The sequence below is a fragment of the Herbiconiux sp. A18JL235 genome (genome assembly GCF_040939305.1).
Classification (GTDB): domain Bacteria; phylum Actinomycetota; class Actinomycetes; order Actinomycetales; family Microbacteriaceae; genus Herbiconiux.
Genome location: NZ_CP162511.1, coordinates 2113688 through 2126303, shown reverse-complemented (window position 1 = coordinate 2126303; position 12616 = coordinate 2113688). Strand labels below are relative to the sequence as shown.

9 protein-coding genes are annotated in these 12616 nt (G+C 69.6%); 3 read left to right on the top strand and 6 right to left on the bottom strand.

The genetic code is table 11. The features are described from left to right. From coaE to ABFY20_RS09845, 6 genes are all read right to left on the bottom strand, one after another. Positions 1–618 carry a dephospho-CoA kinase gene (gene coaE / locus ABFY20_RS09870; protein WP_368496082.1) on the bottom strand — a complete coding sequence of 206 codons (618 nt, stop codon included), beginning with the start codon at positions 616–618 and terminating at the stop codon, positions 1–3. Positions 619–751: 133 nt separating this feature from the next. Next, entirely contained in the window at positions 752–2203 is a 1452-nt protein-coding gene (rpsA, locus tag ABFY20_RS09865) for a 30S ribosomal protein S1 (protein ID WP_368496081.1), read from the bottom strand. Positions 2204–2346: 143 nt separating this feature from the next. Beyond that, entirely contained in the window at positions 2347–3198 is an 852-nt protein-coding gene (locus ABFY20_RS09860; RefSeq protein WP_368496080.1) for a hypothetical protein, read from the bottom strand. Further along, positions 3195–4214, bottom strand: coding sequence for an epimerase (locus tag ABFY20_RS09855; RefSeq protein WP_368496079.1), 1020 nt, complete (start codon positions 4212–4214; stop codon positions 3195–3197). The genes ABFY20_RS09860 and ABFY20_RS09855 overlap by 4 nt, the downstream gene beginning before the upstream one ends. Then, on the bottom strand, positions 4211–4957 hold the full coding sequence (locus ABFY20_RS09850) for a DUF4166 domain-containing protein (RefSeq protein WP_368496078.1): 747 nt from the start codon (positions 4955–4957) through the stop codon (positions 4211–4213). Before ABFY20_RS09850 ends, ABFY20_RS09855 begins: the two co-directional genes overlap by 4 nt. 4 nt (positions 4958–4961) lie before the next feature. Then, the gene (locus ABFY20_RS09845) at positions 4962–6638 is read right to left on the bottom strand and encodes a DUF885 domain-containing protein (protein WP_368496077.1); all 1677 of its coding nucleotides are present in this window, start codon (positions 6636–6638) and stop codon (positions 4962–4964) included. A gap of 121 nt (positions 6639–6759) precedes the next feature. Here ABFY20_RS09845 and ABFY20_RS09840 point away from each other — a divergent pair, with 121 nt between their 5' ends. The 3 genes from ABFY20_RS09840 to ABFY20_RS09830 are packed head-to-tail and all read left to right on the top strand — an operon-like array spanning position 6760 to position 12601. Next, complete coding sequence (locus ABFY20_RS09840) at positions 6760–7521, top strand: hypothetical protein (RefSeq protein WP_368496076.1); 762 nt, start codon at positions 6760–6762, stop codon at positions 7519–7521. After that, positions 7518–9149, top strand: coding sequence for a DNA polymerase Y family protein (locus ABFY20_RS09835; RefSeq protein ID WP_368496075.1), 1632 nt, complete (start codon positions 7518–7520; stop codon positions 9147–9149). The genes ABFY20_RS09840 and ABFY20_RS09835 overlap by 4 nt, the downstream gene beginning before the upstream one ends. Before the next feature lie 23 nt (positions 9150–9172). Then, on the top strand, positions 9173–12601 hold the full coding sequence (locus tag ABFY20_RS09830) for an error-prone DNA polymerase (protein ID WP_368496074.1): 3429 nt from the start codon (positions 9173–9175) through the stop codon (positions 12599–12601). The last annotated feature ends 15 nt before the right edge of the window (positions 12602–12616 follow it).

Here is a 12616-nt window from a genome sequence, read left to right as displayed (position 1 = left end):
TCAGCCCTTTCTCGCGTGCGCGAGCAGGGTGGGCCAGGCATCGTCGACCTGCCGGAGCGTCTCGTCGAGCGATCCACCGGAGTCGATGACGATGTCGGCGAGGGCCCGCCGCTCGGCGTCGGAGGCCTGCGAACCCACCCGTCGCGCCGCTTCCTCGCGGGACATGCCCCTGAGGTCGACGAGGCGGTCGATGCGTTGCTCGGCCGGAGCCTCGACGACGACGATGAGGCCGAACTGGCCGCCGCGCCGGCCGCCCGTCTCGGCGAGGAGGGGGACGTCGTAGACGACGACCGCATCCGGGTCGCGCTCGGCGATCTCGGAGAGTCGGTCGTTGAGCAGCTGCGCGACGGCCGGATGCGTGATGCCGTTGAGATCGAGCCGCGCGCTCTCGTCGGAGAACACGATGGCCCCGAGTGCCGCGCGGTCGAGGGTGCCGTCGGCGGCGATGACGGATGCGCCGAACCGGTCGGCGATGGCCGCGAGGCCCGCGGTGCCGGGCTCCACCGCCTCGCGCGCGAGCCGGTCGGCATCGATGACGATGGCTCCGTGGTCGGCGAATCTCTTGGCCACAGTCGATTTGCCGGCGGCGATACCCCCGGTGAGCCCGATCACGTTCACGGTCTCATGCTACTGGGGTGCTGTCGGCACGCTGTCGTCGTGCCGTCGCCGCGCTGCCCCCTGAAACGGCGGATGGCCGCCCCCGAGGGGACGGCCATCCGTGGTGCTGCTGAAGTAGCTGACGCTACGAGACTCAGTTGTTCGAGCTGAGCTTCTCGCGCAGAGCGGCGAGGGTCTCGTCGTCGGCGAGGGTGCCGGCGCCGGTCGACTCGCTCGAGAACGAGGAGGAACCCGAAGGGATGTCGCTCGCCAGGGCCTCGGCGTTGGACGCCGCGACCTGCTTCTTGTGAGCCTCCCAGCGAGCCTGGGCCTCGGCGTACTCCTGCTCCCACCTCTCGCGCTGAGCGTCGAAGCCCTCTTTCCACTCGTTCGTCTCGGGGTCGAAGCCCTCCGGGAACTTGTAGTTGCCCTGCTCGTCGTACTCGGTGAGCATGCCGTAGAGGGCGGGGTCGAACTCGGTGCCCTCGGGGTCGACACCCTCGTTGGCCTGCTTGAGGCTCAGCGAGATGCGGCGACGCTCGAGGTCGATGTCGATGACCTTGACGAACACCTCGTCGCCCACCGAGACGACCTGCTCGGCCAGCTCGACGTGCTTGCCGGAGAGCTCGGAGATGTGCACCAGACCCTCGATGCCCTCGGCGACGCGCACGAACGCACCGAACGGCACCAGCTTGGTGACCTTTCCGGGTGCGACCTGGCCGATGGCGTGGGTACGGGCGAACACCTGCCACGGGTCTTCCTGGGTGGCCTTCAGCGAGAGCGACACGCGCTCGCGGTCGAGGTCGACCTCGAGGATCTCGACGGTGACCTCCTGGCCCACCTCGACGACCTCGGAGGCGTGCTCGATGTGCTTCCAGGAGAGCTCGGAGACGTGGACGAGACCGTCGACGCCGCCCAGGTCGACGAACGCGCCGAAGTTGACGATCGACGAGACGACGCCCTTGCGGACCTGGCCCTTCTGGAGGTTGTTGAGGAAGGTGGTGCGGCTCTCCGACTGGGTCTGCTCGAGCAGGGCCCGGCGCGACAGAACCACGTTGTTGCGGTTCTTGTCGAGCTCGAGGATCTTCGCCTCGATCTCCTGGCCCAGGTACGGGGTGAGGTCGCGCACGCGGCGGAGCTCGATGAGCGAGGCCGGGAGGAAGCCGCGGAGGCCGATGTCGACGATGAGGCCACCCTTGACGACCTCGATGACCGAACCGGTCACCACGCCGTCGGCGTCCTTGATCTTCTCGACGTCGCCCCAGGCGCGCTCGTACTGGGCGCGCTTCTTCGACAGGATGAGACGGCCTTCCTTGTCCTCCTTCTGGAGAACGAGGGCCTCGACACTGTCGCCGACCTGGACAACTTCGCTCGGGTCGACGTCGTGCTTGATGGAAAGCTCACGCGAAGGGATGACGCCCTCCGTCTTGTAACCGACGTCGAGGAGGACCTCGTCGCGGTCGATCTTCACCACGGTGCCTTCGATGAGGTCTCCGTCGTTGAAGAATTTCAGAGTCTTTTCGACCGCGGCGAGGAAGTCTTCAGCAGATCCGATGTCATTGATGGCGACCTGCTTGGTTGCCTTGTCGGTCGTTGCGATTGTCATGTAGTGGGTGCTCCGTTATGGACATGGTTCGGGCCTGGCGCGATGATGTTTCTGATTTTCCGCGACAGGCGGGCGGATGGAAGTCACAGAAGTGACGCTCAAGTCTAGCTTTTGTGCTCGGTGTGGTGCAACGTCGCTTTCCGTCACGCTATTCCCGGCTCGGCAGCGGCTTCCGGGCCGACTCCCACGACGATGTTCTTCTGGTCGTCGACCCGCTCGGGGTCGAACCACACGAGTGCCGGATCGCCCGCTCGCGGCTCCGACCCTTGCGGAAAAGTGCCCTTCTTGGTCACCCAGCGCTCGGTGCCGAGGTGGTCGCGGAACGCCACCGTGAACTCGAGGTGGGGGCTGCCGTTGATCTCGAGGCCTGTGGGCCTCACCTCGCTCACCGAGCCCCGCACGCGTCGGCCCGCCTCGACGAGCGCGACCATCCGCTTCTCCTTGCGGCGTCGAGCGGATGCGGTGAGCAGGGCGAGGACGAGCAGCACGGCCCCGAGGGCGGCGAAGACGATCGGGAGCCAGTCGGGCAGCGAATAGTTCAGCCAGGCGTCGAAGCCCCAGGGCTCGGCCGGCTCTCCGTCGAGGAAACCGAGCTTCTCGCCGAAGCTCTGCGGCGGCGTCCAGAGTGGATGGAACAGTGCGAGGCCGAGCGCCACCCCGAAGAAAGCGGTGACAAACGGGCCGATGAGGGCGGCGGCGCCGAGGGCGAGGCGGGCCAGGCGCGCCGTGAACAGGAACCCGACCACCGACCCTCCGAAGATGCCGACGATGAACAGCCACGGCACGTCGTCGTAAGGGCTGCTCCAGCCCTCGCCGACCTGGTTGATCGACATGAGCCGCATCGTGTCGTAGAGGAAGCCGAAGCCGAAGCCGACCAGCGCCCACAGGCCGAGGTGGACCAGGCCGACGATCACCGCGACCGTAGCCGCGGCGCCGCTGCGGCGCGACCTCTCCTCCCGTTGGGCGCGCGCGATCCTGGGGTCGACGGTGCTCATGGGCCGATTTTACCGAGGGCCGGAGCGGTGTCACGTGGGGCGCTGTGACCGCCGATGATCGCGGTGAGGGCTTCGTCATGGTGAGGGTGGAGGAAGGTGTAGCCGGCGGACTGGAGGCGCTCGGGCACGACCCAGCGGCTCTTCAGCACCAGCTCGGTCTCGGTACGGATGACGGCCGAGCCGAATTCGAGCATCCATCGCCAGGTGGGCAGCCCGAAGCGGGCGCCGACGGCGCGGCGCACCGAGGCCATGAAGGTGCGGTTGTCGGTGGGGTTCGGGGACGCGGCGTTCACGGGGCCCTCGAGCTCGGGGTGGTCTTCGAGGAAGCGGATGATGCCGACCACGTCGTCGAGGTGGATCCAGCTGAACCGCTGCCGACCGCCGCGCGTGCGGGGGCGGTAGCGATGGTAGGTGCCGGCGGCGAGACGCGCGCGGGTGGCCGGCCAGCGACCGTCGAGCTGAGGGCCGCCGAGGCCGAAGCGGGCGAGACGGCGGATGGGTGCGAGCGCACTGCCGTCGCCGAGCACGATCGCCATGCGCAAGGCGACCCGGCGGGTGCCCGGGAGGGTGCCGCGGAAGAACTCCTCCTCCCAGCTGGTCGCCACGTTCACGGAGAAGCCCTGGCCGATCTCGCCGAGCGACTCCGTCATCGGGCGATCGTCGGCGTGGCGGTAGATGGTGGCGGTGGAGGCATTCACCCACAGGCGCGGCGGATTCTGCGCCTGTGCCACCGCCTCGTGCAGGGCGCGGGTGGTGTCGAGGCGAGAACGGAAGATCTCGGCCCGGTTCGCGGCGTCGTACCGACAGTCGACGCTCTTGCCCGCCATGTTGACGAGCAGATCTGCGCCGTCGACGAGGGCGGCGATGGCCTTCTGGTCTCCCCAGAGCGCGTCGGGGCCGGTACGGCCGATGAGGACGACCTCCGCCCCCTGGTCGCGGTAGGCCTCGGCGATGCGGGCGCCGATGAAACCGGAGGCGCCGGCGAGCACGACGCGGCGGGGTCGGGGTGCGGTCATGAGTGTGAGCCGTCGGTGACCGAGGTGGCGGGGCCGCCTGACTCCGTGCCGGTCGCGTCGTGGGTTCCCGTCGCTTCGGGAGCTCCGGCATCGGATGCCTCGGGGCGCAGTTCGTAGTGGAAGGTGCCGGTGTATTCATAGAGGCGGCCGAGGAGAGGGGCGTCGACCCTCACGGTCACCCGCTGCGCGCCCTCGCCGCCGTCGGCGGTGTCGTCGTAGCGGTCGACCACCGTCACCTGCGGTGCGACGAGAGCGGGAATCTCGATGACCCGGCTGCCGAGCCTCAGCTCGAACGCCGTCGACTGCAGGTGCAGCTCTCCGCGAACCACCCGCGCCGAGAGTCGCGCCCGCAGGAGGCGGTGGGTGCCGAGATGGTCGACGAGGCCGTCAGCGTCTGCCCTCTCGGTGGTGATCGCGTCGATCATGGTGGCCGGGCCCGAGGCGAGGTGGAAACGCCGCACGGCGAGCACGGCGGTGCGGCCGTCGCGGTCGACAAGAGGTGCGTTCACCACGGTGAAGGGAACGTTCTTCTCCCAGACGGGGAAGGCGATGTTCTGGGCGGCGAGCACTGTGAGCAGGGGCCGCAGCCAGCGACGGGGACTGCCGACGACCTCGAACACCCCGTGGCCGTAGCCGCGGTGCCCGGCGGGCACGGGGGCGACGTACTTCCTCACCACCGGGTGCAGGTCGTCGAGCATCGACCCGGCGGTGAGCTCGTACGGGGAACGTGGTGCGAATGCCACGGCGTCAGCCCAGGAGGGTGGTGCGGAGGGTGTCGAGGCCGACGCCGCCGAGGTCGAGGGCGCGGCGGTGGAACTCCTTCGACGAGAAGGCCTCCTTCTGCCGGGTGCGGAGGGTGTCGCGCAGCTCTTCCCAGATGCGCTGGCCGACCTTGTAGCTCGGGGCCTGCCCGGGCCAGCCGAGGTAGCGGTTGACCTCGAAGCGGATGAAGGCGTCGTCCATGTTCACGTTCTGGCGCATGAAGTCGAGGGCGTACTCCGCATCCCACACCCCGGAGCCGTCGAGTCGCGGCTTGCCGAGGTGCACGCCGATGTCGAGCACCACGCGTGCGGCGCGCATGCGTTGCCCGTCGAGCATGCCGAGCCGGTCGGCAGGGTCGTCGAGGTACCCGAGCTCCTCCATGAGGCGTTCGGCGTAGAGTGCCCAGCCCTCGGCATGCCCGCTGGTGCCGGCGAGCTGGCGCCGCCAGGTGTTGAGCGTCGCGCGGTTGTAGACGGCCTGGCCGATCTGCAGGTGATGGCCGGGCATACCCTCGTGATAGACGGTGGTGAGCTCGCGCCAGGTGTCGAACTCCGTGACGCCCTCGGGAACCGACCACCACATGCGGCCGGGGCGCGAGAAGTCGTCGGTGGGGCCGGTGTAGTAGATGCCGCCCTCTGTGGTGGGGGCGATCATGCATTCCAGGGTGCGGATCTCGGCGGGGATGTCGAAGTGGGTGGCACCGAGCTCGGCCACGGCGCGGTCGCTGGTCTCCTGCATCCAGGCCTGGAGGGCCGCTGTGCCGTGCAGCTTGCGGCTCTGGTCGCCATCGAGGTGGGCGATGGCCTCGGCCACGGAGGCGCCCGGGAGGATCTCCTCCGCGATGGCCTCCTGCTCGCGCACCATGCGGCCGAGCTCCTCGATGCCCCACTCGTAGGTCTCGTCGAGGTCGATGGTGGCCCCGAGGAAGCGCCGGGATTGCAGGGCGTACTGCTCGCGGCCGACGGCGTCGTCGAGGGTGGCGGCGGGAGCGAGCTCGTTCTCGAGGAACTGGGCGAGCTTGGAGTACGACTCCGCTGCCGTGTCGGCCGCGCGCTCGAGATCGGCCTTCAGCGACGCGGGCAGCTCGCCCTCGGTGGGGGCTGCCCCCGCGACGAGGGTGCTGAAGAAGTTCCCGGGACCCGAGTTCTTGCGCACCTGGGCGAGCACCTCGGTGACCTGTCGACGGGCCGGGGTCACGCCCTCGCGCATGCCCTCGCGCAGGGTGACGATGTAGCCGTCGACCGCCTCCTCCACCGCGCTGAGCCGCCTGGCCACGACCGCCCAGTCGTCGACGGCGCCTGTCGGCATGAGGTCGAAGACCTCGCGGATGTGCTGGCTGGGCGAGTCGATGACATTGAGGTCGCGCAGGTGCAGCCGCGCGTCGGAGCTCGCGAGGGTGAGCCGCAGCTCGGCGGAGAGATCGGCTTTGGTGACCTCGTCGACGGCATCGACGGCCTCGGCCCTCGCCAGCTCGGCGAGGGTGGAGGAGACGGCGGCGATCTCGCGCGCGTGACCCTCGGGTGAGAGGTCGCCGTAGAGATGGTTCACCTCGGTGCGCCCGATGTAGGTGCCGATCACCGGCCGGAGTTCGACGAGGGTGTCGACCCAGCGCTCGGCGATGCGGTCGATCTCGGTCTGGGGGCGTTCGGCGGGGCTGCTCATGAGTCCGACCCTACGACACCGCACCGACATCGTGTCAGTGGCCGATGGCACCCTGTGGAGAGCATTCCACAGGGCTTCGACCGCAATTGACTTCCTCGAACATATGTTCGAATATGAGGGCATGGCCGATGCAGCACTCGCACTCTCCTCCCCCGCCGTGGCGGGCGAGGAGATCGCGCGGCTGCAGTCGCGCATCCGGGAGATGCAGAGCACCAGACTCGACACCAGGGCCGTGCGCACGCACCCGGCTCTCGCCGGGCTGCTCCCGGGAGGGTCGCTCCGCGTCGGGGCCGCCTACTCGGTCGAGCAGTCGACGGCACTGGTCATGGCGCTCATGGCCGGGCCCTCCGCCGACGGTCTGTGGTGCGGAGTGGTGGGCATGCCCGACTTCGGCATCGAGGCCGCCTCGCGCTTCGGGATCGATCTCGAGCGACTTGCACTCGTGCCCGACCCCGGAGAGGAATGGTTGGCGGCAACGGCGGCGATGGCCGATGTGGTGGGGGTGGTGGTCACCCGGGTGCCTGGGCGCGTCTCCGACGCGACGGTGTCCCGGCTGCAGGCCCGTATCAGGCAGCGCGAGGCGGTGCTCATCGTGCTGGGCAGTTGGCCGCAGAGCGAGGCCGTGCTGCGGCTCAGCGAGAGCAGTTGGTCGGGTATCGGCGCGGGGCACGGCTATCTCGCAGCACGCCAGGCGATGGTCACCGTCACCGCGCGCACCGGCCGGCCGCGGCGAGGCCGGCTGTGGCTTCCCGACGGCGAGGAGCTGTTCCGGTCGGTGCACGGCATGCCGGGCGAGATCTCGACCGAACCACGAGACACCCGCCGCGCGGGAGACGATCGCGCGCGGCGGTGGCCCCGCGCCGTGGAGGAGCTCGCGGGATGAACGCGCTCAGAACGATGGTGGTGTGGTGTCCCGACTGGCCCGTGGTGGCCACGGCGGCCGCCCACGGCCTGCAGCCCGACGAGCGCATCGCGGTGATCGACAAGGGGCTCGTCTACGCCTGTTCCGAAGCCGCGAGGAACGAGGGAGTGCGCCGGGGGCTGCGGCTGCGGGAGGCCCAGTCCAGGTGCACGGGCTTGCGTGACCTCCCGCTCGACCCGGTGCAGATCAACCGGGCCTTCGAGCCGTTCATCGCCGCACTCGAAGACATGAGTCCGCAGGTGCAGGTGATGCGGGCGGGCAGCTGTGCCCTGAGGGCGCGAGGGCCGCGGCGGTTCTACGACGGCGAGCATCCTGCGGCGCTCGCGTTCCTCGAGCGGTTCGCCGAGCTCGGCGTCACCGACGCCCGGGTGGGGGTCGCCGACGGTCTGTTCGCCGCCGAACAGGCGGCCCGCCTGCCCGGGGTCGACCTCATCCGCATCGTGCCCGAGGGCGCCTCCCCCCGCTTCCTCGCCGAGCTGCCTCTGCACGCTCTGCACGAGGAGGAGCTGCAGCTGTTGCTCTGGCGGCTCGGCATCCGCACCTTGGGCGACTTCGCCGCGCTCCCCGCCGCCGACGTGCGTGCACGTTTCGGTGAGCCGGGGGCGCGAGCCCACGCCAAGGCGGGAGGTGCCGATCCGCGACTCGTGGTTCCCCGCGTTCCTCCCGAGGTCAGGGAGAGTGTGAGTCTGTTCGAACCTCCCCTCGAACGCATCGACCAGATCACCTTCAGCATCAGGGCGGAGGCCGACCGCTTCGTCGACGAGCTGGCCGCGGCGCGACTGGTGTGCACCGAGCTGGTGGTGCACCTCGAGACCGAACGCGGAGAGGTCCGGGAGCGCAGCTGGCTGCACCCGCGGTGGTTCAGCGCAAGCGACGTGGTCGACCGGGTGAGGTGGCAGCTGCAGGGCGGCAGCACGATCGAGAGTGTGCTCTCGGCACCGGTGAACCGGGTGAGGCTGGTCGCCGAGACCGTCGACGACAGCTCGGCCCACGAGACCGGCCTGTGGGGTTCCGGTTCGGAGGAGCGCATCCATCACGGGCTCTCCCGGGTGCAGAGCATCGTGGGGCACGAGGGGGTTCTCACCGCGACCATCGGCGACGGCCGCTCACCTCGTGAGCGGCAGAAGCTGGTGCCCTGGGGCGACAGCCTCGCACCGCGGCGGCCGAAAGATGCTGCGGGTGCGGGGCGCTCCGTCGCCGCTCGGGCCAGAAGCCGGGCGGCCCGCGGGCAGACGGGGGTCGAGCAGGGCGAGAAGCCGACCTGGCCGGGCAGTCTGCCACCGCCGTTGCCGACGACGGTCTTCGAGGTGCGGAGGCAGATCCTCCTGGTCACCGAAGACGGGGTCGTCATCGACATCGACGACAGCGGGGAGCTGCTCGGCGAGCCCGCGCGGTTCGCCGCCTCGGCCTCCCATCGCGACCTGCGCCCTGTCGTGGCCTGGGCCGGCCCGTGGCCGATGGCCGAACGGTGGTGGGACGCAGCTTCCGCGCGCCGGGTCGACCGTCTGCAGGTGGTCGATGCGGAGGGCACCGCGTGGCTGCTCGCGCTCGAGCACCACCTGTGGTGGGCGGAGGCGCGTTATGACTGACCGCACTCGGGCGAGGTGGTGAGATGGGCTTCGACAATCCCGCCATCTCGTGGTCGGAGCTGGAGCGCACCCTGTCCGGCCGAACGAGGCCAGGCCCCCCTCCGGGCGACGGCGTCACGCAGTCGGCCAAGCGTGCTCCCTACGACCCCGCGATGCTGGATGCACCATCGCCCCACGACGCGCAGAACGGGCCCGAGACGCCGACTGTGCCGTATGCCGAACTGCACGCCCACTCGAACTTCAGCTTCCTCGACGGGGCGTCGTCGCCCGAGTCGCTCGTCGAGGAGGCGGCGCGGCTGCGGCTTGACGCCCTGGCGCTCACCGATCACGACGGCTTCTACGGTGTGGTGCGTTTCGCCGAGGCCGCGGAGAAGCTCGACGTGGCGACGATCTTCGGGGCCGAGCTCTCGCTCGATCTCAGCAAGCCGCAGAACGGCGTCGCCGACCCCGAGGGTTCGCACCTGCTGCTGCTGGCCCGCGGCAAGGAGGGCTACCACCGCCTTGCCGGTGCCATCACCTCGGCGCAACTGGCGCCGGGTGCCGAGAAGGGCAAGCCGCTCTACGACCTCGAGGAGCTGGCGAGCCAGGCGCAGGGCGGGTGGACAGTGCTCACCGGCTGTCGCAAGGGACTGGTGCGCCAGGCCCTCGAGCGGGAGGGCGCCGACGCAGCGGGGCGCGAGGTCGATCGCCTCGTCGACCTGTTCGGCCGGGAGAACGTGCTGGTCGAGCTGATCGACCGGGGAGATCCGCTCGACAGCACGCGCAACGACGCGCTGTCGGCACTCGCCGCCCAGCGTGGGGTGCCGGTGGTCGCCACCGGCAACGTCCACTACGCCACCTCCGAGCAGCACCGGCTCTCGCAGGCACTCGCCGCCGTGCGTGCGCGCCGCAGCCTCGACGAGCTCGACGGGTGGTTGCCCGCCGCGCCCACGGCGCGCCTGCGATCGGGCGCCGAGATGGCTCGCCGTTTCGCCCGCTACCCGGGTGCGGTGGAGCATACCGTCGAGGTGGCTGCCGATCTCTCGTTCGAGCTGCGCATGGCCAAGCCCCGGCTCCCCCGGCAGGAAGTGCCCGAGGGGCACACCCCCATGTCGTACCTGCGCGAGCTCGTGCTCGACGCCGTGCCGCGTAAGTACCCGAACGCCTCCCCCGACGACTGGAGCCGCATCGAGAAAGAGCTCGCCGTCATCGAGGAGAAAGACTTCCCGGGGTACTTCCTCATCGTCTGGGACATCGTGCGCGAAGCCCGACGGCTCAAGATCCTCTGCCAGGGGCGCGGCTCCGCGGCCAACTCGGCGGTCTGCTACCTCCTCGACATCACCGCGGTCGACGCCATCGCGCGCGAGCTCCCGTTCGAGCGCTTCCTGTCGAGCATGCGCGACGAGGAGCCCGACATCGACGTCGACTTCGATTCCGAGCGGCGCGAAGAGGTCATCCAGTACGTCTACACGAAGTACGGCCGCCGCAATGCGGCTCAGGTGGCGAACGTCATCCAGTACCGCCCGAAGTTCGCCGTACGCGACATGGCCAAGGCGCTCGGTCACAGCCCCGGGCAGCAAGACGCCTGGTCGAAGCAGATCGAGCGCTGGGGGCCGATGGTGGAGAGCGACGACCACGACATCCCGGCCCCGGTGATCGGCCTCGCCACGGAGCTGCTGAAGTTCCCGCGCCATCTCGGCATCCATTCCGGGGGCATGGTGCTCACCGACCGCCCGGTGGGCGAGGTCTGCCCCATCGAGAACGCACGCATGGCCGACCGCACCGTGCTGCAGTGGGACAAAGACGACTGCGCCTGGATGGGCCTCGTCAAGTTCGACCTGCTGGGGCTCGGGATGCTCTCCGCCCTGCAGTACACGATGGATCTGGTGCAGGAGTCGACGGGTCGGGAATGGAACCTCGACTCCATCCCCAAAGAGGAGGAGGCCGTCTACGACATGCTGTGCCGAGCCGACTCGATCGGGGTGTTCCAGGTGGAGAGCCGGGCGCAGATGGGCACGCTCCCCCGTCTGCAACCCCGCAAGTTCTACGACCTGGTCGTCGAGATCGCGCTCATCAGACCCGGTCCCATCCAGGGTGGGGCCGTGCATCCGTACATCAGACGCAAACTCGGCTTCGAGAAGATCAGCTACCTGCATCCGAAGCTCGAACCGGTGCTGGAGCGCACCCTGGGGGTGCCGCTGTTCCAGGAGCAGCTGATGCAGATGGCCATGGCGGTCGGCGACTGCTCGGCCGAAGACGCCGATCTGCTGCGCCGGGCGATGGGCTCCAAGCGAGGGCTCGAGAAGATCTCGAGCCTGCGCGAGAAGCTCTACGCGGGCATGGCCGGCAACGGCATCACCGGAGACGATGCCGACATCATCTACACGAAGATCGAGGCCTTCGCGAACTTCGGCTTCGCCGAGAGCCATTCCACGAGCTTCGCCCTGTTGGTGTACGCGAGCTCATGGTTCAAACTGCACTACCCGGCGGCCTTCCTCGCCGCCCTGCTCCGCGCCCAGCCGATGGGCTTCTACTCCCCGCAGACGCTGACGGCGGATGCGCGCCGGCACGGTGTGGAGGTGCGGCGCCCCGACATCCAGCGTTCGGGGGTTCTTGCCGGGCTCGAGCCGCTGCTGCTGGCCTCGCCACCCGGGAGCCTGGTGGAGGAGACGGGACTCGGTGGCTGCGTGCATCCCTCTCCCCCCGTGCCCCCCGACTTCGACCGCTCCGCGCCCGACCTCTCGGAGCTGCATCGCCGTGACGGCAACGTCGCGGTACGACTGGGGCTCGCCGAAGTGCACTCCATCGGGAAGGGGGTCGCCGAGCGCATCGTCGCCGAGCGCGCCAAGAACGGCCCGTATCTCAGCATGAGCGATCTGGTGCGCCGGGTGGGCCTCGACACCGGCCAGCTCGAGGCACTGGCCACGGCTGGAGCGTTCGAGTCGCTCGGTCTCACGAAGCGCGAGGCGCTGTGGGAGGCAGGCAACGCCGCCCAGGAGAAGGCGGAGTACCTCGAAGGAACCTTCGTGTCGGTGCAGCCGCCCCTGCTGCCGATGCTGTCTGCCGAGGAGCAGGTGGTGTACGACCTGTGGGCGACCGGGATCTCGCCCGACGATCATCCGCTCGCGCACGTGCGCGAGGTGTTGCGCGGCCGAGGCGCCCTCTCGGTCGCCGAACTCGCCACCACCGAATCGGGGCGGCGCATCGAGGTGGGCGGCGTGGTGACGCATCGACAGCGTCCGGCGACGGCGAGCGGCATCACCTTCCTGAACATCGAAGACGAGTCGGGGCTGCTCAATGTCATCTGCGGTGTCGGGGTGTGGAAGCGCTACCGACGAGTCGCACGAGATGCACCCGCCCTCATCGTGCGCGGCATCCTCGAGCGGTCGACCGAAGGCGTCACCAACCTCGTCGCCGACCGCTTCGAGCCCCTGGTGCTCACCGCCGCCACCAAGTCCCGCGACTTCCGCTGACCGCTCGGCCTCCGC